We start from the raw sequence: 22,643 nt of genomic DNA on the forward strand, positions 1-22,643 counted from the left end.
AAGACCAAGATTGTATCTTAAAAATCAAAGCTCAAGCAATCGCTTGAACAACTTTCTCGAAGAAATCGAAGGCTCCGTACAGGGGCATCGTGACGGCCACGGGTTCGTCGTGCGCGACGACGGCGAGTCCGACATCTACCTCCCACCCAACGAAATGCGCGCGGTGCTGCACAAGGACCGCGTCAAGGCGCGGATCGTGCGCCTGGACCGCCGTGGCCGCCCCGAGGGCCGCGTGGTGGAGATCATCGAGCGTCCCCCGCAGCCCATCATCGGGCGGCTGCTGCAGGAAAGCGGCGTCTGGCTCGTGGCGCCCGAAGACAAGCGCTACGGCCAGGACGTGCTGATCCCCAAGGGCGCGACCGGCACTGCCAAGCCGGGACAGGTGGTGGTGGTGGAGCTGACCGAGCCGCCGGCCCTGTTCGGCCAGCCCGTGGGGCGCGTGAAGGAAGTGCTCGGCGAAGTGGACGACCCGGGCATGGAGATCGAGATCGCGGTGCGCAAGTACGGTGTGCCGCATGAGTTCTCCGAAGCCTGCCTGGCCGAGGCCCGCGCGCTGCCCGACAAGGTGCGTCCGCAGGACAAGCGCCAGCGCGTCGACCTGACGGACATTCCTCTGGTCACCATCGACGGCGAGGATGCGCGCGACTTCGACGACGCCGTCTACTGCGAGCCCGCGCGCGTCGGGCGCGCCAAGGGCTGGCGCCTGCTGGTGGCGATCGCCGACGTGAGCCACTACGTGCAGACCGGCTCGGCCATCGACGTGGACGCCTACGACCGGGCCACCAGTGTGTACTTCCCGCGCCGGGTGATACCGATGCTGCCGGAGAAGCTGTCCAACGGGCTGTGCTCGCTCAACCCCGAGGTGGAGCGCCTGTGCATGGTGTGCGACATGCTCGTCACGGCCAAGGGCGAGGTTCAGGCCTACCAGTTCTACCCGGCGGTGATGTTCAGCCACGCCCGCTTCACGTACACCGAGGTGGCCGCCATCCTGGCCAACACGCGCGGGCCCGAGGCCATGCGCCGCAAGGAGCGGGTGGCCGATCTGCTGAACCTGCACGACGTGTACCGCGCGCTGCTGGCCGCGCGCCAGGTGCGCGGCGCGGTGGACTTCGAAACCACCGAGACGCAGATCATCTGCGACGACAACGGCCGCATCGAGAAGATCGTGCCGCGCGTGCGCAACGAGGCCCACCGCCTGATCGAAGAGGCCATGCTGGCTGCCAACGTGTGCAGCGCCGACTTCATCGCACAGGGCAAGCAGCCGGGCCTGTACCGCGTGCACGAAGGCCCGACGCCCGAGAAAAAGGAGATCCTGCGCAACTACCTGAAGGCCATGGGCGTGGGCATGAGCATCGGCGATGAGCCGCACCCGTCGGAGTTCCAGGCCATCGCCGCGGCCACCAAGGACCGGCCCGACGCGCAGCAGATCCACGCCATGCTGCTGCGCTCCATGCAGCAGGCGATCTACACGCCCATCAACAGCGGCCACTTCGGCCTGGCCTACGAGGCCTATACCCACTTCACGAGCCCCATCCGCCGCTATCCGGATCTGCTGGTGCACCGCGTCATCAAGGCGATCCTGGACAAGACCCGCTACCAGTTGCCCGTCCTGCCCACGCCGGGCGAGGCGCATGCCAAGCTCGCCAAGCGGATGGCGAGCCGCGTGGCCAAACCCAGCGCGGCGCCCCGCAAGCTGAGCGCCGCCGCCGCGAAGGAAACCCAGGCCTGGGAAGCCGCCGGCCTGCACTGCAGCGCCAACGAGCGCCGCGCCGACGAGGCCAGCCGCGACGTGGAGGCGTGGCTCAAGTGCAAGTACATGCGCGAGCACCTGGGCGAGGAATACGGCGGCGTGGTCACGGCGGTCACGTCCTTCGGCATCTTCGTGACCCTAGACGCCATGTACGTCGAGGGCCTGGTGCACATCACCGAACTGGGCGGTGAATACTTCAAGTTCGACGAGGCGCGGCAGGAACTGCGCGGCGAGCGCACGGGCATCCGCTACGCCATCGGCAGCCGGCTGCGCGTACAGGTCAGCCGCGTCGATCTAGATGGGCGCAAGATAGATTTCCGCATCGTGCACGAAGGCGCCGATCTGGTGCCGCGCGCGCTCAAGGACAAGGGCGTTGTGCCGCGCGACGCGCCAGCCGGCCAGGTGGCCAGGAAGGCGGCGCCGCGCAAATCCGCCGCTGCCGCGCCTGCGCGCTCGCCCATCGATGCCATCAAGTCCGCAGTCAAGAAGGCCGTGGCCAAGACCAAGGCAAAGGCCAAGGAAAAGGCGCGCAAGCCGCGCCGCTGAGCCGCCTGGGCGCGGCCCATCTCCCCCCCCGACGAAAACACGGTGCAGCCATGGAGCCACAAGCACGCAAGATCGCCATCGTCACCGGAGCCGGAACCGGCATCGGGCGCGCCGCCGCGCGGGCCCTGCTGCGCGACGGCTGGTCCGTGGCCCTCGCGGGGCGCCGCGAGCCCGTGCTGCGGCAGGTGGCCGACGAGGCCGGTGTGCCGGACCGCGTGCTGGCCGTGCCCGCCGACGTGTGCCAGCCCGCGTCGGTGCAGGCGCTGTTCGACGCGGTCGTGGCGCGCTGGGGCCGGGTCGACCTGCTGTTCAACAACGCCGGCGTGAATGCGCCGGGCGTGCCGCTCGAAGACCTGGAGGTCGCCCAGTGGCGCAGCGTGGTCGATACCAACCTGACCGGCATGTTCATCTGCATCCAGCAGGCGTTCCGCGCCATGAAGCAGCAGCAGCCGCGCGGCGGGCGCATCATCAACAACGGCTCCATCTCGGCGCACGCGCCGCGCCCCAACTCCATCGCCTACACCGCGACCAAGCATGGCGTGATGGGGCTGACCAAGGCGGCATCGCTCGATGGGCGCAAGTACGACATCGCGGTAGGCCAGATCGACATCGGCAACGCCGCCACCGACATGGCGCAGCGCATGGCCCGCGGCGTGATGCAGGCCAACGGCGAGATCGCCGCCGAGCCCTTGCTGGACGTGGAGATCGTGGGCCGCTCCGTGGCCTACATGGCGGGCCTGCCGTTGGAAGCCAACGTGCTGTTCCACACGGTCATGGCGACCAAGATGCCTTTCGTGGGCCGGGGCTGATGCCGCCCAGGGCGCGTCCGGGGGGCTTGCCGTCTGCATACTCCCCCCCCTATGGTAGCCGCCACCGCAATAAAAAAGCCGAAGACAAGTGCATACTCCCAGGGAGTATAAAGAATGGAGGCATCGAAAAGGCCGCGTTTCAGGCGCCACTGGCTGCGTTTGCCAGCCGGCCGGCGGTCAGGGGGCGGCCCGCGGGCCAGGCGTCGGCGCGCAGCCCATGCGCGTAGACGGCGGCGCACGCCGCGTCGAACGCATCGGCGCCCTGCGGCGCCAGGCGCGCGCCGACCATGCCCGCCAGCACGTCGCCGGTGCCCGCCGTCGCCAACAGCGCATTGCCCGTGGGGTTGATGACGGGGCTGCGGTCGCCGTGCGCAATCACCGTCCCCGACCCCTTGAGCACCACGACGGCCTGCAATTCGCGGGCCAGCGCCGCGGCTGCGTGCAGGCGCTGCGACTGCACGTCGGCAGCGGTGGTCCGCAGCAGGCGGGCCGCCTCCAGCGGGTGGGGCGTGATGACGGTGGCCTGGCCGCGGGCGCCGCGGCTTGCGAGCGCGTGGCGCAGGCCGTCGTCCTGCGCAATGGCGTTCAGCGCGTCGGCATCGAGCACCAGGCGCCCGCTCGCGGCCAGTACCTGCGGCAGCACGCCGGCCACGGCATGCCCGCCGCCGCAGCCGCAGACGGTGGCTGTGGCTGTGGCGGCGAAGTCGAGCGCATCGATGGCGCGGAACATCAATTCGGGCTGCACCGCATCGACCGCCAGCGCGCCGCCGTCGAGCAGGCCGACGAAGACGCGCCCCGCGCCCGCGTGCAGCGCCGCGCGCGCGGCCAGCAGCGCCGCGCCCGACATGCCCATGCCGCGCTGCTGCATGCCTTCGCCGCCGACCACGCAGACATCGCCGTAGCTGCCCTTGTGGCTGGCGTGCGCGCGGGCCGTGGATGCGGGCCGGTGCCCCAGCACGGCGCAGGCCCGCGCGGCATCGGCCTCCACGCCCAGCGTGTTGCACCAGACCTGGCCCGCGGCATCGCGCCCGTCGCCGGTGAACAGGCCGGACTTCAGGGTCAGCAGGCTCAGCGTGTGCAGGCGGTCCGCATGCAGCGCCTGTGGACGCATATGCCGCACGCCGGTGTCGGCATCCAGGCCCGAGGGCAGGTCCACGCACAGGATGGCCGCTGGCGATGCGTGCATGGCATCGAGCAGCGCCTGCATGCGCTGCGCCGCCGGATGCCGGCCCGGTTTACCGCCGCCTATGCCCAGCAGCGCGTCGATGCACAGGTCGTCCGCGCCCAGGCCCGCAGGGATGCCGTCCGTGAAAACCACGCCGGCATCCACGGCGCGGCGCCAGGCGGCGCGCGCATCCGCCGGGGCCTGATCGGGATGGCCCAGCCAGGTGGCGGTGACGGGCATGCCCCACGCGCGCAGCCGGGCCGCGGCCTCCAGCCCATCGCCGCCGTTGTTGCCGCCGCCGCAGACGACCCACATCGTGCGTGCGTGCGGCGCCAGTGCGCGCGCCAGCGCCGCCACCGCGCCGCCGGCCCGCTGCATCAGCGTGAAGGGCGGCAGTGCGGCCAGCGCCGCTGCCTCCATGTCGCGGGTGGTGGCGATGTCGAACAGGGCATGCGGCCGGTCGAAGACGATGCGCAGGGTGGGGGGCTCGCTCATGCGTGCATTCTGCGCGCGCCGGGGTGGCGCCTCAGGCCGCGCCGAAGCGCGCGGGCGCGTAGCCCGCCGCGTCCGCCTGCGGGGCGCGCTCGGCGATGAGATCCGCCAGCAACCGCGCGCAGTCGCAGGCCACGGCCCAGCCGTTGGCGCCATGGCCGGCATTGAGCCACGGCCGCGGGTCCGCCAGGGGGCCGACGACTGGCACGCCATCGGTGTATTCGGCGGCGCCGGGGAAGGATTCCTGCAAGGTGGCGTACAGGGTTTGCAGCGCCGCCGTGCCGTGCTGCTCGAAGACTGTGATGTCGTGCCCGTCGGCGGCCAGTTCGTAGGCCGTGCAGACGCCGGTGATGCCGGCGCCAACGATCGCGATTTTCATGCAGGAAGCCAAGGCAGACGGGGCGGAATGTTCTGCGCGTGCAGGCTGGAATGCGCCGGGCGGGCTCTGTGGGCGGGTGTGCGTGCAGGGAGGGCGCAGGGGGGTGCATGTTATACTCGTCGGGCTTTGCTGGGGATGGCCCCCGGCAATCCGGGCGTGTTGCTGCAGCCAGCGGCGGCGCCCTAACCACGAACCAGTCCTGCAAAGGTGTTGCAGGTTCTCGCCAGGGGCATGGATGCATGGCGGGCCGCAAATGTCGGACTGGGTTTCAGACCTAACCTTTGGAGTATTACTATGTCCGTGACCATGCGTGAAATGCTGGAAGCCGGTGTCCACTTCGGCCACCAGACCCGCTTCTGGAACCCCAAGATGGCCCCCTACATCTTCGGCCATCGCAACAAGATCCACATCATCAACCTGGAAAAGACGCTTCCGCTGTTCCAGGAAGCGGCCAAGTTCGCCAAGCAACTGGCGGCCAACCGCGGCACCATCCTGTTCGTGGGCACCAAGCGCCAGGCGCGCGAGCTGGTGTCCGACGAGGCCAAGCGCGCGGGCGTGCCGTATGTCGACCAGCGCTGGCTCGGCGGCATGCTGACCAACTTCAAGACCGTCAAGACCTCCATCAAGCGCCTGAAAGACATGAAGGCGCAGCAGGAAGCCGGCCTCGACAGCCTGAGCAAGAAGGAGCAACTGACCTTCTCGCGCGAGATCGAGAAGCTCGAAAAGGACATCGGCGGCATCCAGGACATGACCGCGCTGCCCGATGCCATCTTCATCATCGACGTGGGCTTCCACAAGATCGCCGTGGCCGAGGCCAAGAAGCTGGGCATCCCGCTCATCGGCGTGGTGGACTCCAACCACTCGCCCGAAGGCATCGACTACGTGATCCCCGGCAACGATGACTCCGCCAAGGCCGTGGCCTTGTATGCCCGCGGCATTGCCGATGCCATCATCGAAGGCCGCGCCAACGCCGTCAACGACGTCGTGCGTGCCGTTTCGCCCGAGAGCAGCGATGAATTCGTGGAAGTGGAAGAAGCCGCGGCCTGAACCCCGTTTCTTGCCGCGAGACATCGCGAAAAAGCGGGGCTTCATTGCCCCCTTTTTTTTAGCCCCACCCTTTGACAATCTGTTCCAAGAACCGAATACGGAGAATTTGTAATGGCTGCAATTACCGCAAGCATGGTCGCCGAACTGCGCGCCAAGACCGACGCACCGATGATGGAGTGCAAGAAGGCCCTGACCGAGGCCGAAGGCAACCTGGAAAAAGCCGAAGAACTGCTGCGCGTCAAGCTGGGCAGCAAGGCCGGCAAGGCGGCCTCGCGCGTCACGGCCGAAGGCGTGGTGGCCGCCTATGTCGATGGCGCAACAGGTGCTCTGATCGAGGTCAACTGCGAGACCGACTTCGTGACCAAGAACGACAGCTTCATCGCCGTGGCCCAGGCCGCAGCCGAACTCGTGGCCAAGCACGCCCCGTCGGACCTGGCAGCGCTGGGCGCGCTGCCTTACAGCCAGGACGGCTTCGGCCCCACGCTGGAAGACGTGCGCAAGGGCCTGATCGGCAAGATCGGCGAGAACATGAGCTTCCGCCGGTTCAAGCGCTTCGCGTCGGGCGCCAAGCTGGCTTCGTACCTGCATGGCACGCGCATCGGCGTGGTGGTGGAGTTCGAGGGTGATGCCACCGCCGCCAAGGACGTGGCCATGCACGTGGCCGCGATGAAGCCGGTGGCGCTGTCGAGCGCCGAAGTGCCCGCCGAACTGATCGAGAAGGAGCGCACCGTCGCTGCGGCCAAGGCCGCCGAGTCGGGCAAGCCCGCCGAGATCGTCGCCAAGATGGTCGACGGCTCGGTGCAGAAGTTCCTGAAGGAGGTCGCGCTGTTCGACCAGTCGTTCGTGAAGAACGACAAGCTGACCGTGCAGGCCATGCTCAAGGGCGCGAACACGTCGGTCAAGGGCTTCACGCTGTATGTCGTGGGCGAAGGCATCGAGAAGAAGGCCGACGACTTCGCTGCCGAGGTCGCCGCGCAGGTCGCCGCCGCCAAGGGCGCGGCCTGAACGGCGCAGCAGGCGAGGGCCTCGAATCCCCCAACGATTCCCACTACACTCACGGCACTTTTCAGGGAGCCTCTTTCATGACAGCCACGCCCGCCCACAAGCGTATCTTGCTCAAATTGTCGGGTGAGGCGCTCATGGGGGACGATGCATTCGGCATCAACCGCGCGACCATCGAGCGCATGGTGGGTGAGATCGCCGAGGTCACGCGAATGGGCGTCGAGGTGGCGGTGGTGATCGGCGGGGGCAACATCTTCCGCGGCGTGGCCGGCGGCTCCGTGGGCATGGACCGCGCCACCGCCGATTACATGGGCATGCTGGCCACGGTCATGAACGCACTGGCGCTGGCCGACGCGATGAACAAGGCGGGGCTCACGGCGCGCGTCATGTCGGCCATTGCGATCGAACAGGTCGTGGAGCCCTACGTGCGCCCCAAGGCGCTCCAGTACCTCGAAGAAGGCAAGGTCGTCGTGTTCGCCGCCGGCACCGGCAACCCCTTCTTCACGACCGATACCGCGGCGGCGCTGCGCGGGGCTGAAATCGGCGCGGAACTCGTGCTCAAGGCCACGAAGGTCGACGGCGTGTATTCCGCCGATCCCCACAAGGACCCGGCGGCGACGCGCTACAGCCACATCAGCTTCGCCGACGCCATGGCGCAGAACCTCGGCATCATGGACGCCACCGCCTTCGCGCTGTGCCGCGACCAGAACCTGCCGATCAAGGTTTTCTCGATCTTCAAGCATGGCGCGCTCAAGCGCGTGGTGATGGGAGAAGACGAGGGCACGCTGGTGCATGCCTGACCACCTTTTGCGCGAGGCTCGCGCCCAAGGAAACAACATGACGATTGCCGACATCAAGAAGAACACCGACGCCCGGATGGCGCAGTCCATCGCAGCGTTCAAGAACAACCTGGCCAAGATTCGCACGGGCCGCGCCAACCCCGCGTTGCTCGATACCGTGCATGTCGACTACTACGGCTCCATGGTCCCCATCAGCCAGGTGGCCAACGTGGCCCTGCTCGATTCCCGCACCATCAGCGTGCAGCCATGGGAAAAGGGCCTGGGCGCCAAGATCGAGAAAGCGATCCGCGAGAGCGACCTGGGCCTCAACCCGGCCTCGATGGGCGACCTCATCCGCGTGCCCATGCCGCCCATGAGCGAGGAGCGGCGCAAGGAGATGACCAAGCTGGTCCGCCATGAGGGCGAGAGCGCCAAGGTCGCCATCCGCAACTTGCGCCGCGACGCCAACGAAGCCGTGAAGAAGCTGGTCAAGGACAAGCTCGCCTCCGAAGACGACCAGAAGCGCGCCGAGGCCGACGTGCAGAAGACCACGGACCGGCACATCGCCGAGATCGACGCGCTGGTGGCGGCCAAGGAGCAGGACATCATGGCGGTCTGACCGCCTGGTTTTCTTTTCCGCCATGGCCGCGAAGCTTCCCGTTCCCTGCCACATTGCGATCGTCATGGATGGCAATGGGCGCTGGGCCACGCGGCGCCTGCTGCCCCGCGTTGCGGGCCACAAGCAGGGCGTGGACGCGCTGCGGCGCTGCGTGCACGCTTGCATCGAGCGCGGCGTGGGCGTGCTGACGGTGTTCGCGTTCTCGTCGGAGAACTGGCAGCGTCCCGCCGACGAGGTGTCCGGCCTGATGGAACTGATGGCGATGGCGCTGGGCCGCGAAGTCGCACAGTTGCAGAAAGCCGGTGTGCGGCTCCATTTCATCGGCGAGCGCACCCGGCTGTCGGACAAGGTGCGCGGCGGCCTGGCGCAGGCGGAGTCCGCCACCGCCCACAACACGCGGCTGGTCTTGAACGTCTGCTTCAACTATGGCGGGCGCTGGGAGATCGCGCATGCGGCAGCGGCGCTCGCCGCGCGCGGCGAACCCATCGACGAGGTCGGCCTGAGCCGGGCCATGGGCATGGCCCACGTGCCCGACCCCGACCTGCTGATCCGCACGGGCGGCGAGAAGCGCATCAGCAACTTCCTGCTGTGGCAGATCGCGTACAGCGAGCTGTATTTCAGCGACGTGCTGTGGCCCGAGTTCGACGAGGCTGAACTCGACGCGGCGATTGCCGACTACGCGCGGCGCGAACGCCGGTTCGGCCAGACCTCGCAGCAGGTCGTTGCCATCCCCATCGCTGAAAAGCGCACGGCCTGACCCACTCCGCCATGCTCAAGCAGCGCGTCATCACCGCCATCGTCCTGCTGGCCATGCTGCTGCCCGCGCTGTTCTATCCCCGGCCGGAGCCCTTCGCCGCGCTGTCGCTCGTGATGATCGCGGCGGCGGCATGGGAGTGGAGCCGCCTGAACGGCGTGAACGGCCTGGGCGCCATCGGCATGGCGTTGGCCGTCGTGGCTGCCTGCGCAGTGGCGTGGGCGCTGGGCGGGCTGGCCCAGCCATGGCCGGCGCTATGGGGCATGGTGTCCCTCCTGTGGGTCGCGGGCGGCGCGGCGCTGCTGCGCGCCGGCGTGGCCGGCTGGAGCCGCATTCCCGTCTGGCTGCGCCTGGCGGCCGGCATGGCCGCCTTGTGGGCGGCGTGGCTGGCGATCGCGCAGGCGCGGGTGACCGGGGTCGGCTTCCTGCTTTCCGTGTTGACGCTGGTGTGGATGGCCGACATCGGCGCCTACTTCGCGGGTCGCGCCTTCGGACTGCGCTGGACGCGCTCCAGGCTCGCTCCATCCATCAGCCCCGGCAAGAGCTGGGAAGGCGTATGGGGCGGCATGGCCGGCGTGCTGCTGCTGGCATACGCCTGGGGCGGCGTGGCCGCGCGCACGCAGGCGGGCGACACCAGCCTCTACACGCAACTCGCGCAGCACGGCTGGTGGGCCGTCGGCATTGCCGCGCTGGTGCTCGCCGCGATGAGCGTCGTGGGCGACCTGGTGGAGTCGCTGGTCAAGCGCAGTGCCGGCGTGAAGGACAGCAGCGCCTTGCTGCCCGGCCACGGCGGCGTGCTGGACCGCATCGACGCACTGCTGCCCACGCTGCCTCTGGCCATGATGCTGTCGACCTGGGCACACGCATGAAACAGCGATTGACGATTCTGGGTTCCACGGGCTCCATCGGCACCAGCACGCTCGACGTGGTGGCGCGCCACCCGGAGCGCTTCGAGGTGTTCGCCCTCAGCGCCGCCACGCAGGTGGACCTGATGCTGGCCCAGTGCGCGCGGTTCGCGCCGCGCTACGCCGTGATGGCCAGCGCCCCGCACGCCCGACTGCTGGCCGAGAAGTTAGAGGCAAATCGGCTTCCAACGCAGGTTCTGACTGCGGTGGATGCTCTTGAAACAATAGCATCGCACGATGCGGTGGATGCCGTGATGGCGGCCATCGTGGGCGCTGCGGGCCTTGCGCCCTGCCTGGCGGCGGCGCGCGCGGGCAAGCGCCTGCTGCTGGCCAACAAGGAGGCGCTGGTGGTCGGCGGCGAGTTGTTCATGCGGACCGTGCAGGCCGGCGGAGCGACGCTGCTGCCCATCGACAGCGAGCATTCGGCGATCTTCCAGTGCCTGCCCGAAGACCGCGCGAGCTGGCCTCGGCGCGTGGACAGCATCCTGCTCACCGCCTCCGGCGGGCCGTTCCGCCAGCGCGACCCGGCCACGCTGGCGCGGATCACGCCCGACGAGGCCTGCGCCCACCCCAACTTTGCCATGGGGCGCAAGATCTCGGTGGACTCGGCCACCATGATGAACAAGGCGCTGGAAGTGATCGAGGCGCGCTGGCTGTTCGACCTGCCGCCCGAGCGCATCAAGGTGGTAATCCATCCGCAGCAGATCATCCACTCGATGGTGCAGTTCAATGACGCCTCCATCCTGGCCCAGCTCGGCACGCCCGACATGCGTGTGCCCATCGCCTGCGGGCTCGCGTGGCCCGAGCGCATCGAAAGCGGTGCGAAGCCGCTCGATTTCGCCGTGCTCGCCGCGCTGGCGTTTGAGGAGGCCGACGCGCGCCGCTTTCCCGGCCTGCACCTGTCGTGGCAGGCGCTGCGCGCCACGGCGGGCACCACGGCGGTGCTCAATGCGGCCAACGAAGTCGCGGTCGAGGCGTTCCTGGCGCACCGGTTGCGCTTCGACGCCATCCATGCGGTCAATCTTGCAACTTTGGACGCGGTAGCGCCCTCCAACCCTTCCACGCTGGCCGACCTGATGGATATCGATGCCCGGTCGCGTCGCGCCGCAGACGCCGCCGTGCATCGGCTGGCGGCCTGACCTCATTTTTCTGCCAAGCGGGAGCCCGGGATGCTGCTGACCATCATTGCCTTCGTCGTCGCGCTGAGCGTGCTGATCGCCGTGCACGAATACGGCCACTACCGCGTGGCCGTGGCCTGCGGCGTGAAGGTGCTGCGTTTCTCGATCGGCATCGGCCGGGTGGTGTGGCGCTGGCAGCCCCAGGGATCGCCGACCGAGTTCGTGATCGGCGCGTTTCCGCTCGGCGGCTACGTCAAGATGCTCGACGAGCGCGAAGCGCCGGTGGATCCGAAGGAGCTGCACCGCGCATTCAACCGCAAAAGCCTGGGCGCGCGCGCGGCCATCGTCGCGGCGGGGCCGCTGGCCAACCTGGTATTGGCCGTGCTGCTGTATGCCGTCGTCAACTGGCTGGGCGTCGAGGAGCCCCGTCCCATCCTGGCGAGTCCGGTGGCCGGCTCGCTGGCCGAGCAGGCCGGGGTACGGGGCGGCGAACTCGTGCGCAGCGCAGCGCTCGACGGCGACGAACTGCAGGAACTGCGCTCGTTCGAGGAGCTGCGCTGGCTGCTGACGCGCGGCGCGCTCGACCGGCACAGCGTGCGCTTGGCATTGGCCACCGATGCCACCGATGCCACCGCGCCGGCGCACGAGGTGCTGCTGCCGCTGGCCGAGCTGGAGGTGCGCGAGCCCGATGCGCAGTTGTTCCGCCGCATCGGCATCGTCGGCCCGTGGACCCGGCCCGTCATCGGCGATGTCATGCCCGAAGGCGCCGCGCAGGCCGCCGGCCTGCGCACGGGCGATCTGGTCGTGCGGATTGGTGGCACGGCCATCGTCGATGGGCTGCAGTTGCGCGAAGCCATCCGCGCGTCCGTGCGCGCCGGTGCCGGCCTGAGCCAGGCCTGGATCGTGGAGCGTGCCGGCCAGCAGCTTGCACTGCAGGTCACGCCGAGCGCCGTGCAGGACAACGGCCAGACCGTTGGACGCATCAACGCCTATGTAGGCGCACCGCCCGAGATGCTGCTGGTGCGCCGCGGCCCGATCGACGGGCTGTGGCAGGGCGTGGTGCGCACCTGGGACATCTCCGCCATGACGCTGCGCATGATGGGTCGCATGCTGATAGGCGAGGCTTCGCTGAAGAACCTGAGCGGGCCGCTGACCATCGCCGACTACGCGGGCAAGTCGGCCAGCATGGGGTTCACGCAGTACCTCGTGTTCCTGGCGCTCATCAGCGTCAGTCTGGGCGTGCTGAATCTGCTGCCGCTGCCGGTCCTCGATGGGGGGCACCTGATGTATTATCTTTGGGAGGGCGTGACCGGCAGGGGCGTGTCCGATGCGTGGATGGAGCGCCTGCAGCGCGGCGGCGTGGCGATCCTTCTCGTGATGATGTCCATCGCCCTGTTCAACGATGTCACACGGCTCTTTGTGGGTTAACTCCGCCGCGGTTCCCCGAGACGCTGCGGCACTCCATCTTCATTCATGAAAAAACAAATCAACCGCTTCGGTGTGCGCGCCGTTTCTGCAGTGGCGTCCATGTGGTTCGTGGCGCAGGCGGCGTGGGCCGTGAACCCTTTCACGGTCCGTGACATCCGGGTGGAGGGCCTGCAGCGGGTGGAGCCCGGCACGATCTTCGCGTCGCTGCCGGTGAGCGTGGGCGACACCTACAACGACGAAAAGGGCTCCGCCGCCATCCGCGCGCTGTTCGCGCTGGGCCTGTTCAAGGACGTGCGCCTGGAGACGCGCGGCGACGTGCTGGTCGTCGTGGTCGAGGAGCGCCCGACCGTGGCCGACGTGGACTTCGTCGGCACCAAGGAATTCGACAAGGACACGCTGAAGAAGGCGATGCGCGAAGTGGGCCTGACCGAGGGGCGCCCCTTCGACAAGGCGCTGGCGGACCGCGCCGAGCAGGAACTCAAGCGCCAGTACATCAACCGCAGCCTCTATGGCGCCGAAGTGGTGACCACCGTCACACCCATCGAGCGCAACCGCGTCAACCTCACTTTCACGGTGATAGAAGGCGATCCCGCGAGGATCAAGGACATCCACATCGTCGGCAATGCCGCGTTCAGCGAATCGACGCTCAAGGACCTGTTCGACCTCGACACCGGCGGCTGGCTGAGCTGGTACACCAAGTCCGACCGCTATTCGCGTGCCAAGCTCAATGCCGACCTCGAAACCCTGCGTTCGTACTACCTGACGCGCGGCTACCTCGAGTTCCGCATCGACTCCACGCAGGTGGCGATATCGCCCGACAAGCAGAGCATCGACATCACGGTCAACGTGACGGAGGGCGAGCGCTTCGTCGTCTCCAGCGTCAAGCTCGAGGGCAACTACCTGAACAAGGACGACGACTTCAAGTCGCTCATCACCATCAAGCCCGGCGAGCCCTACAACGCCGACGACGTGGCGCAAACCACCAAGGCATTCACCGACTTCTTCGGCAACTTCGGCTATGCCTTCGCGCGCGTCGAGGCCGTGCCCGACATCGACCGCGCCACCAACCGCGTGGCCATCGTGCTGCAGGCCAGCCCGTCGCGCCGCGCCTCCGTGCGCCGCATCAACATCAGCGGCAACAACCGCACGCGCGACGAAGTCATACGGCGCGAGTTCCGCCAGTTCGAAGCGTCCTGGTACGACGGCGACAAGATCAAGCTCTCGCGCGACCGCGTGGACCGCCTGGGCTACTTCACGGAAGTCGGGGTGGAGACGCAGGAAGTCTCCGGCTCCCCCGACCAGGTGGATCTGCTCGTCACCGTTGCCGAAAAGCCCACCGGCAGCCTGCAGCTCGGCGCGGGCTTCTCCAGCGCCGAGAAGGTCGCGCTGTCGTTCTCCATCAAGCAGGAGAACGTGTTCGGCTCGGGCAACTACCTGGGCGTGGACGTCAATACCAGCAAGTACAACCGCACCCTGGTGCTGAGCACGACCAATCCTTATTTCACGCAGGACGGCGTGTCGCGTACCGTGGACCTGTACTACCGCTCCTCCAAGCCGTACGAGGAGCAGGGCGGCAACTACCAGCTCATCACCGAGGGTGCCAGCGTGCGCTTCGGCGTGCCGTTCAGCGAGGTGGACACGGTGTTCTTCGGCGGTGGCCTCGAGCGCACCGAGATCAAGACCGGCACCAACATTCCCGCGGCCTACCTGGCCTATGCCGATCAGTTCGGCTACACCAGCGACACCCTGCCGCTGACCCTGGGCTGGTCGCGCGACGACCGCGACAGCGCCCTGGTGCCCAACCGCGGGCGCTTCCAGCGCCTGAATTCCGAATGGGGCATCGCGGGCGACGCGCGCTACCTGCGCGCCAACTACCAGTTCCAGCAGTACGTGCCGCTGAGCAAGCAGTACACGCTGGCATTCAACAGCGAGGTCGGCTGGGGCAAGGGCTTCAGCGGCAGGCCGTTCCCGGTGTTCAAGAACTTCTACTCTGGTGGCCTGGGTTCCGTGCGCGGTTTCGAGCAGGGCACACTGGGTCCGCGCGACGTTACGGGCTCATCCATCGGCGGGCCCAAGAAGATCACGCTGAACGCCGAGTTCATGACGCCGTTCCCCGGTGCCGGCAACGACCGCACGCTGCGGCTGTTCGGCTTCTGGGACGTGGGCAACGTGTACGGCGAGGACGAGAAGGTCTCGTTCAGCGAGATGCGATCCTCCGTCGGCGTGGGCCTGAGCTGGATTTCTCCCGTGGGCCCGCTGCGCCTGGCCATCGCCAATCCGATACGCAAGTTCGCAGGCGATAAAATCCAAAGATTGCAATTCCAGATCGGAACGTCCTTCTAATGAAATCCATCACCCGTCATATCGCACTGGCCATGTCGCTCGGCCTGCTGGCTGCGGCAGCCTCCGCGCAGGCAGACGAATTCCGCGCGGGCTTTGTCAACACCGATCGGATCTTCCGCGAGGCAAACACCGCCAAGGCCGCGCAGGCCAAGCTGGAGCAGGAGTTCTCCCGCCGCGAGAAAGACCTGATCGATCTGGGCAACACCCTGAAGGCTGCATCCGACAAGTTCGAGCGCGAGGCGCCGACCATGGCCGAGAGCCAGCGCACCGCGCGCCAGAAGCAACTGGTGGAGCAGGATCGCGACTTCCAGCGCAAGCGCCGTGAATTCCAGGAAGACCTCAATTCCCGCAAGAACGAGGAACTGCAGCAGGTGCTGGAGCGCGCCAACAAGGTCGTGAAGCAGGTTGCCGAGAGCGAGAAGTACGACGTCATCTTCCAGGATGCCGTCTACATCAACCCCAGGCTCGACATCACCGACAAGGTGATCAAGGCGCTGAACGCCGCCGCTCCGGCGGCCACGACGGGTACGCCCGCGACCAAGTAATCCTTCGCGGGACGAAGGACCACCCATGGCGCTGCGCCTCGGAGCCATAGTCGAAGCGCTGGGTGGCGAATTCCACGGAGACCCGCAGGCCCTGGTCGAGCGCATCGCGCCGCTCGACGCCGCCGGGCCCGAAAGCCTGAGCTTTCTGAGTAATCCGCGCTACCAGCAGCAGCTTTCGGGTTCGTCCGCGGGCTGCGTGATCGTGGGCCCCGCGCTCCGAGAGGTGGCCATGGCGCGCGGCGCCTGCATCGTCGCCGACGACCCCTACGCCTACTTCGCGCGCACCACCCAGTTGTGGAAGCGCCAGCATGCGCGCGGCGAGGAGCCTGGCATCCATCCGAGCGCCGTGGTCGATCCCGAAGCCGTGGTCGATCCGCAGGCGCGCATCGGCCCGCTTTGCGTGGTCGAGCGCGGCGCGCGCATCGGCGCGGGTACGGTGCTGAAGTCGCGGGTGACCGTGGGCGAGGACTGCAGCATCGGCGAGCGCTGCCTGCTGCACCCCGGCGTGGTCATCGGCGCCGACGGCTTCGGCTTCGCGCCGGGTGGTAGCGGCAATGGCGGCGCCTGGGTCAAGATCGAACAGCTCGGCGCGGTGCGCATCGGCAACGACGTGGAGATCGGCGCCAACACCTGCATCGACCGCGGCGCGCTGGCCGATACGGTGATCGAGGACGGCGTGAAGCTCGACAACCTCGTGCAGATCGGCCACAACGTCCATGTCGGCCGGCACACGGCCATGGCCGGCTGCGCGGGCGTGGCCGGCAGCGCCGTGATCGGCGCGCATTGCAGCATCGGCGGCGGGGCCATCGTGCTGGGGCACCTGGCGCTGGCCGATGGCGTGAGCATCTCGGCGGCCACGGTGGTCATGCGCTCCATCTCCAAGCCCGGCCTCTACAGCGGCGTGTTTCCCATCGACGACAATGCGAAGTGGGAAAAGAACGCTGCCACGCTCAAGCAACTGCACAGCCTGCGCGAGCGCATCAAGGCCCTCGAACAATCCGAAAAACACACACCATGATGGACATCCACGCGATCCTCAAGCAACTGCCTCACCGCTACCCGTTCCTGCTGGTGGACCGCGTGCTCGAAATCGAAACCGGCAAGCGCATCAAGGCGCTGAAGAACGTCACGATCAACGAGCCGTTCTTCGGCGGCCACTTTCCGAAGCGTCCGGTCATGCCCGGGGTGCTGATGCTCGAAGCCCTGGCGCAGGTCGCGGGCCTGCTGGCGTTCGACGCCATGGGCTCGGCGCCCGACGAGAACAGCATCTACTACTTCGCCGGTATCGACGGTGCGCGCTTCAAGCGGCCCGTGGAGCCAGGCGACCAGCTCGTCATGGAGGTCACGCTCGACCGCATGAAGGCCGGCATCTTCAAGTTCAAGGCCGTGGCGCGCGTGGGCGAGGAGGTGGCCTGCGAAGCAGAACTGATGTGCACCATGCGCAATATCGCCTGAGGCCGGGCGGGCTTTCGCGTGAGCAGCATCCACCCCACCGCCATCGTCGATCCCCAGGCCGAACTCGACGACTCGGTCAGCGTCGGGCCGTACACCGTCATCGGGCCGCACGTGAAGGTCGGCACGGGCACCAGCATCGGCGCACATTGCGTGCTGGAAGGCCGCACCACCATTGGCCGCGACAACCGCATCTTCCAGTTCAACTCCATCGGCGCGATTCCGCAGGACAAGAAGTACGCGGGCGAGCCGACCGGGCTGGTGATCGGCGACCGCAACACCATCCGCGAGTTCTGTACCTTCAACATCGGCGTGCCCGGGGCCGGCGGCATCACCACGGTGGGCGACGACAACTGGATCATGGCCTACACCCACATCGCGCACGACTGCCATGTGGGCCACCGCACCACGCTGGCCAACAGCACCACGCTGGCGGGCCACGTGGAACTGGGCGACTGGGTCACGGTAGGCGGCCTCACGGGCATCCACCAGTTCGTGAAGGTCGGCGCGCACGCCATGGTCGGCTTCGCCAGCGCGGTGTCGCAGGACGTGCCGCCGTTCATGCTGGTGGACGGCAATCCGCTGGCCGTGCGCGGCTACAACACCGTGGGGCTGCGGCGGCGCGGTTTTTCCAGCGAGCGGCTGGCCGCCGTCAGGCAGATGCACAAGCTGCTGTACCGCGAGGGCCGCACGCTGGAGCAGGCGCGCGAGGCCATCCGCGCGCTGGCCGCGCAGACGCCCGCGGCCGCGGACGACGTGGCGCTGATGGACGGCTTCCTTGCCAACGCCACGCGCGGCATCGCGCGCTAGTGCTGTGGTTTGCGCCTTGCCCTGCGCCAAAACGCATCGCTTTTATTTGTGCCGCCAAGCATCGAACACTGCACTAGCTGGGAAGGAGTGGTGCAGCCCGCAGTTCCGCCGCCGGGCCGCCCCAGGGTGGAACGCGCCCCAAGCCCCAGCAAAGCGCAGGACGCGCCTGCGCTGGGGGGCAGCAGGGACACGCCAGTGCCGGACGTAGGGGCTCGCAGCTTCGCCATGGTCGCGGGCGAAGCCTCGGGCGACCTGCTGGCCGGCCTGCTGCTCGACGGTCTGCGCACGCGCTGGCCTGGCCTGCGCGCCGCAGGCATCGGCGGGCCGCAGATGGCGCGGCGCGGCTTCGACGCCTGGTGGCCGAGCGATCTGCTGGCGGTGCATGGCTACAGCATGGATGTGCTGCTGCGCCTGCGCGCGCTGCTGCGCATCCGCGCGCAACTGCGCGAACGGCTGCTGCGCGAGCGGCCCGCCGCGTTCATCGGCGTGGACGCGCCCGACTTCAACTTCGGCCTGGAGGCCGCCCTGCGCGCCGGCGGCGTGAAGACCGTGCATTTCGTCTGCCCTTCCATCTGGGCCTGGCGGCCCGGGCGCGTGGACACGATCCGTGCCAGCGCCGACCACGTGCTGTGCCTGTTTCCGTTCGAGCCCGCGCTGCTGGCGCGCCACGGCATCGCCGCCACCTATGTCGGCCATCCGCTCGCCAGCGTCATCCCCCTGCAGCCCGACCGTGCCGGCGCGCGCGCGCGCCTGGGGCTGGGCGCGGACGACACCGTGGTGGCCTTGCTGCCGGGTAGCCGCAGGGCCGAGATCGCACACCTGGCTTCATGCTTCTTTTCGGCTGCAGCGCTCATGCAGAAAGCGCATCCAGCTATCAAATTCATAGTCCCCGCGGTTCCGGCGCTGCGCGGCATGGTCGAGCAGGCGGCGGCCCGGGCGGGCCTGGGCGATGCGCTGCGCATCCTCGACGGCCAGTCGCACGCGGCGCTCGAAGCCTGCGACGCCACGCTGATCGCCAGCGGCACCGCCACGCTGGAGGCCGCGCTCTACAAGCGCCCCATGGTCATCGCCTACCGCATGGGCGGCCTGTCGTGGCGGCTCATGCGGCGCAAGCAGTTGCAGCCCTGGGTGGGCCTGCCCAACATCCTGAGCGGCGAATTCGTGGTGCCCGAGTTGCTGCAGGACGCGGCCACGCCCGCCGCCCTGGCGCGCGCCACGCTCGATTGGCTCGACGCGCCCGCGAAAACCCGGGCGCTCGAACACCGCTTCGCCGCGCTGCATGCAGAATTGCGGCGCGACACCGCCACCCTTGCCACCGATGCGATCCAGAAAGTTCTTGAAGGCTGAACAAGCCACCCTGGCCTGGGACGTGCCCGGCCTCGTGGCCGGCGTGGACGAGGCCGGGCGCGGCCCGCTGGCCGGCCCCGTGGTGGCCGCCGCCGTCATCCTCGACGACGCGCGGCGCATCCCTGGCCTGGCCGATTCCAAGACGCTCACGCCCGCGCGGCGCGAGCGGCTGTACGACGAAATCCGCGCCCACGCGCTGTGCTGCTCCGTGGCCGAGGCCAGCGTGGAGGAGATCGACCACCTCAACATCCTGCAGGCCACCATGCTCGCCATGCGCCGCGCCGTGGAAGGCCTGCGCCTGAAGCCGGCCAAGGTGCTGGTGGACGGCAACCGCCTGCCGCCGCTCGACGTGCTGGCCGAGGCCATCGTCCGGGGCGACGCGCTGGTGCAGGCCATTTCCGCCGCCTCCATCCTCGCCAAGGTGCACCGCGACCGGCTCTGCGACGCGCTGCACGCGCAGTTCCCGCACTACGGCTTCGCGCAGCACAAGGGTTACGGCACGCCGGAACACCTGGCCGCGCTGCAGGCGCACGGCGCCTGCGCGCAGCACCGCCGCTCGTTCGCGCCGGTGGCGCAGGCGTTTGCGCGGCGGCCCGTACTGGTGCAGCCCGTCGCGCCCGTGCCCGTTGCGGCGCCGGTGCTCGATACCCTGGTGCCGCCCGCCGCGCCGCGCCGCGCCCGCGGCAGGGTGTCGCGGGTATGACCAGCGCCGGCCCCATCCACATCAGCTCGCGCGACAACGCGCTGGTCAAGGATTTGCGCCGGCTGGCGCAGGACAACGGCGCCTACCGCAAGCAGGGCCGCGTCTGGCTCGAAGGCGACCATCTGTGCCGCGCCGCGCTGGCGCGCGGGGTGCGTCCAGCCCTGGCGGTTTTTTCAGAGTCTTTTTGGCCTCTAGCGCCCGTGGATATTGCGGCGGCAGCTCCTAAAATCATAGTTCTTTCCGATGCCCTGCTGGCCGACGTCAGCGGGCTTGAATCGTCGGCCCCGCTGGCCTTCGTGCTGGATCTGCCCGCGCCGCCGGCGCTGCAGGCGGGCGCGGCCAGCGTGGTGCTCGACCGGGTGCAGGACGCAGGCAACGTCGGCTCCATCCTGCGCAGCGCATCGGCCTTCGGCTTTGCGCAGGTGCTGGCGATCAAGGGCACGGCGGCGCTCTGGTCGCCCAAGGTGCTGCGTGCCGGCATGGGCGCGCATTTCAACCTGCGGCTGCTCGAAGGGCTGGCCGAGGACGACCTGGACGCGCTGGGCGTGCCGCTGCTGGTCACCAGCTCGCATGGTGGCGCCTTCCTGCACCAGGGCTCGCTGCCCTGGCCCTGCGCCTGGGTACTGGGCCACGAAGGGCAGGGCGTTGCGGCGCCGCTGGAGGCGCGCGCGGCCCAGCGCATCCGCATCGCACAGCCGGGCGGGGAGGAGTCGCTCAACGTCGCCGCCGCCGCCGCCATCTGCCTGCATGCCAGTGCGGCCATGCATGCCTGAATCGTCTCGTTTCCTTGCGCTTTTATTCTTGAATATCATTGTTTTAGAAGGATATTTCTTATTAGAATCTTCTCATAAATCAAATCATCCTAAAAACGGCAGTTGGATGCGCCCGCCGGTGCCGCGATCGGGGTACCAGGCAAGGCTGAGCGCTGCGGCTCCAACAGCACCTGCGTGCTGTTGGACAGTGCGAAGAAGGCCTGTCTCCGACAGGCCTGCGCCCTGCAAGGGGGACGACGCGGCGGGCTACTGCCCGCAAGGAGGAGCAACGCCGCATGGCGCCCTGGGCGCGGTGCTGGCGGGTGCATAGCGCTCTCACCCACAAGGTGAACGCCATCGGAGCCATCAACGATAGATTTCATGCGGCCTGGCAAGGAATACAAAGCGGTCAACTGCCGTTTTTAGGATCATGGCGCGTAACCCGTCGCAATCCCAGTCCCTCCTACTTTCGGCCCTGGCCCGGCTCGCGCCCGCCAGCGCGGCGGGGTTGGCGCAGGCCCTGGGCGTGAGCGTGCCCACGCTGCACCGCATGCTGCAGGCGCTGCCGCCGGGCCAACTGGTGGCGGCGGGCCGGGCGCGCCGGGCGCGCTATGCGCTGCGCCGGCCCGTGCATGGCGTGGCCGCGCCCCTGCCGGTCTATGCGGTCGATGAAACCGGCCGTGCCGAACTGCTGGCGCCGCTGGCCGCGCTGCATCCGCAGGGCTGTCTGCTCGACCTCGCGGGCTCCGGCTGGCCCGTGCCCGACGAGTCGCGCGACGGCTGGTGGCCCGGCCTGCCATACCCCCTCTACGACATGCGGCCCCAGGGCTACATGGGCCGCCTGTTCGCGCGCGCGGAGCACCAGGCGCTGGGCGTGTCGCCCGACCCGCAGGCGTGGACCGACGACGATGTGCTGCACGTGCTGTCGCGGCGCGGGTGGGACGGCTCGGGCAATCTCATCGTGGGCGACGGCGCCTATGCGCTGTGGCAGTCCGCGCGGCTGGCGCTGGCGCCGCCGCTGCAGCCCGGAGAGACACCGTCGGCCTATGCCGGGCTGGCCGGGCAAGCCGTGGCCACGGGCGTGCCGGGTTCGAGCGCGGCGGGCGAGTTTCCCAAGTTCGCGGCCCGGCGCGCGCTGCCCGGGGGAGAGGATGGCGAGGCCAGCGCCACGCCGCATGTGCTGGTCAAGTTCTCGGGGGCCGACCCGTCGCCCACGGTGCGGCGCTGGGCCGACCTGCTGGTCTGCGAGCACCTGGCGCTGCAGCAGGCCCGGCTGTTGCCGGGCGTCGATGCGGCGCGCAGCCGCGTGCTGTCGCACGGCGGGCGTACCTTCCTGGAGGTGGAGCGCTTCGACCGCCATGGCGAGCATGGCCGCAGCCCGTTGTGCACGCTGGAAACCGTCAACGCCGCGTTGGTGGGCGATGCCGCGCGCGATTGGACGCAGCTCGCGCGCCGGCTGCGCGACGCCGGCTGGCTGGACGACGACGCGGTGGCCGCCATCGATCGGCTGTGGTGGTTCGGCAGGCTCATCGCCAACACCGACATGCATTGTGGCAATCTGAGCTTTCGCCCCCAGGGGGGGCGGCTGCGGCTGGCGCCGGCCTACGACATGCTGCCCATGCTGCACGCGCCGCTGGCTGGCGGCGAGGTGCCGGCGCGCAGCTTCGAGCCGCCCTTGCCGCTGCCCCCACAGCGCCCGGCATGGCTGGAGGCCTGCGTCGCCGCCCTGGCGTTCTGGGACACGGCGGCAGCGGATGCGCGCATCGGCGCTACGTTTCGCGCCCTGTGCGCAGACCATGGCGCGCAGTTGCGGCGCGTGGCCACGCATGCCTGACGCGCCGCCCGGCCAGTCCCGCTGGCGGGCAGGCGGCAGGCTACAATAGGGGGCTTTACCGCAA

The 22,643-nt window shown here is 68.7% G+C and carries 21 protein-coding genes; 19 read left to right on the top strand and 2 right to left on the bottom strand.

From position 1 onward, the window contains the following. Positions 1-10 precede the first annotated feature (10 nt). Together rnr and PY257_RS02135 are read left to right on the top strand one after the other, a co-directional pair. Positions 11-2,296 carry a ribonuclease R gene (gene rnr / locus PY257_RS02130; protein WP_275738286.1) on the top strand — a complete coding sequence of 762 codons (2,286 nt, stop codon included), beginning with the start codon at positions 11-13 and terminating at the stop codon, positions 2,294-2,296. A 50-nt stretch (positions 2,297-2,346) separates the two neighbouring features. After that, positions 2,347-3,105, top strand: coding sequence for an SDR family oxidoreductase (locus PY257_RS02135; protein ID WP_275738287.1), 759 nt, complete (start codon positions 2,347-2,349; stop codon positions 3,103-3,105). 139 nt (positions 3,106-3,244) lie between these two features. Here the strand turns inward: PY257_RS02135 and PY257_RS02140 are convergent, their stop codons facing one another. Both PY257_RS02140 and PY257_RS02145 read right to left on the bottom strand, forming a co-directional pair. Continuing rightward, a complete protein-coding gene (locus PY257_RS02140; RefSeq protein WP_275738288.1) occupies positions 3,245-4,765 on the bottom strand; it encodes an NAD(P)H-hydrate dehydratase in 1,521 nt (506 codons plus the stop codon). 31 nt (positions 4,766-4,796) lie between these two features. Beyond that, positions 4,797-5,141: an FAD-dependent oxidoreductase gene (locus PY257_RS02145; protein ID WP_275738290.1), complete on the bottom strand. Its 345-nt coding sequence runs from the start codon at positions 5,139-5,141 to the stop codon at positions 4,797-4,799. A gap of 294 nt (positions 5,142-5,435) precedes the next feature. Here PY257_RS02145 and rpsB point away from each other — a divergent pair, with 294 nt between their 5' ends. The 17 genes from rpsB (at position 5,436) to yjjJ (ending at position 22,579) form a co-directional block, all read left to right on the top strand. Then, positions 5,436-6,188, top strand: a complete 753-nt coding sequence (gene rpsB, locus PY257_RS02150; RefSeq protein WP_275738291.1) for a 30S ribosomal protein S2 — start codon at positions 5,436-5,438, stop codon at positions 6,186-6,188. A gap of 111 nt (positions 6,189-6,299) precedes the next feature. Beyond that, positions 6,300-7,193, top strand: coding sequence for a translation elongation factor Ts (gene tsf / locus PY257_RS02155; protein ID WP_275738293.1), 894 nt, complete (start codon positions 6,300-6,302; stop codon positions 7,191-7,193). Positions 7,194-7,270: 77 nt separating this feature from the next. Next, entirely contained in the window at positions 7,271-7,990 is a 720-nt protein-coding gene (gene pyrH, locus PY257_RS02160) for a UMP kinase (RefSeq protein WP_275738295.1), read from the top strand. A 37-nt stretch (positions 7,991-8,027) separates the two neighbouring features. Then, a complete protein-coding gene (gene frr / locus PY257_RS02165; protein WP_275738297.1) occupies positions 8,028-8,588 on the top strand; it encodes a ribosome recycling factor in 561 nt (186 codons plus the stop codon). A 22-nt stretch (positions 8,589-8,610) separates the two neighbouring features. After that, the gene (gene uppS, locus PY257_RS02170; RefSeq protein WP_275738299.1) at positions 8,611-9,345 is read left to right on the top strand and encodes a polyprenyl diphosphate synthase; all 735 of its coding nucleotides are present in this window, start codon (positions 8,611-8,613) and stop codon (positions 9,343-9,345) included. 11 nt (positions 9,346-9,356) lie between these two features. After that, a complete protein-coding gene (locus PY257_RS02175; RefSeq protein ID WP_275738301.1) occupies positions 9,357-10,211 on the top strand; it encodes a phosphatidate cytidylyltransferase in 855 nt (284 codons plus the stop codon). Next, entirely contained in the window at positions 10,208-11,386 is a 1,179-nt protein-coding gene (ispC, locus tag PY257_RS02180) for a 1-deoxy-D-xylulose-5-phosphate reductoisomerase (protein ID WP_275738304.1), read from the top strand. The genes PY257_RS02175 and ispC overlap by 4 nt, the downstream gene beginning before the upstream one ends. 30 nt (positions 11,387-11,416) lie before the next feature. Continuing rightward, positions 11,417-12,793, top strand: a complete 1,377-nt coding sequence (gene rseP / locus PY257_RS02185) for an RIP metalloprotease RseP (protein WP_275738306.1) — start codon at positions 11,417-11,419, stop codon at positions 12,791-12,793. Positions 12,794-12,838: 45 nt separating this feature from the next. After that, entirely contained in the window at positions 12,839-15,136 is a 2,298-nt protein-coding gene (gene bamA / locus PY257_RS02190; RefSeq protein WP_275738308.1) for an outer membrane protein assembly factor BamA, read from the top strand. Further along, positions 15,136-15,681, top strand: coding sequence for an OmpH/Skp family outer membrane protein (locus PY257_RS02195; RefSeq protein ID WP_275738310.1), 546 nt, complete (start codon positions 15,136-15,138; stop codon positions 15,679-15,681). Before bamA ends, PY257_RS02195 begins: the two co-directional genes overlap by 1 nt. Before the next feature lie 25 nt (positions 15,682-15,706). After that, on the top strand, positions 15,707-16,699 hold the full coding sequence (gene lpxD / locus PY257_RS02200; RefSeq protein ID WP_275738312.1) for a UDP-3-O-(3-hydroxymyristoyl)glucosamine N-acyltransferase: 993 nt from the start codon (positions 15,707-15,709) through the stop codon (positions 16,697-16,699). Continuing rightward, positions 16,696-17,136, top strand: a complete 441-nt coding sequence (gene fabZ / locus PY257_RS02205) for a 3-hydroxyacyl-ACP dehydratase FabZ (protein WP_275738314.1) — start codon at positions 16,696-16,698, stop codon at positions 17,134-17,136. The genes lpxD and fabZ overlap by 4 nt, the downstream gene beginning before the upstream one ends. 18 nt (positions 17,137-17,154) lie before the next feature. Then, positions 17,155-17,943 carry an acyl-ACP--UDP-N-acetylglucosamine O-acyltransferase gene (gene lpxA, locus PY257_RS02210; RefSeq protein ID WP_275738316.1) on the top strand — a complete coding sequence of 263 codons (789 nt, stop codon included), beginning with the start codon at positions 17,155-17,157 and terminating at the stop codon, positions 17,941-17,943. Between the two features lie 225 nt (positions 17,944-18,168). Next, positions 18,169-19,290 carry a lipid-A-disaccharide synthase gene (lpxB, locus tag PY257_RS02215; protein ID WP_275738389.1) on the top strand — a complete coding sequence of 374 codons (1,122 nt, stop codon included), beginning with the start codon at positions 18,169-18,171 and terminating at the stop codon, positions 19,288-19,290. Then, a complete protein-coding gene (gene rnhB / locus PY257_RS02220; protein ID WP_275738318.1) occupies positions 19,262-19,993 on the top strand; it encodes a ribonuclease HII in 732 nt (243 codons plus the stop codon). The genes lpxB and rnhB overlap by 29 nt, the downstream gene beginning before the upstream one ends. Further along, complete coding sequence (locus PY257_RS02225) at positions 19,990-20,766, top strand: TrmH family RNA methyltransferase (protein WP_275738320.1); 777 nt, start codon at positions 19,990-19,992, stop codon at positions 20,764-20,766. The genes rnhB and PY257_RS02225 overlap by 4 nt, the downstream gene beginning before the upstream one ends. A 409-nt stretch (positions 20,767-21,175) precedes the next feature. After that, a complete protein-coding gene (gene yjjJ / locus PY257_RS02230) occupies positions 21,176-22,579 on the top strand; it encodes a type II toxin-antitoxin system HipA family toxin YjjJ (RefSeq protein ID WP_275738322.1) in 1,404 nt (467 codons plus the stop codon). Positions 22,580-22,643 lie beyond the last annotated feature (64 nt).

It is taken from the genome of Curvibacter soli, from assembly GCF_029211125.1.
Lineage (GTDB): Bacteria > Pseudomonadota > Gammaproteobacteria > Burkholderiales > Burkholderiaceae_C > Curvibacter_A > Curvibacter_A soli.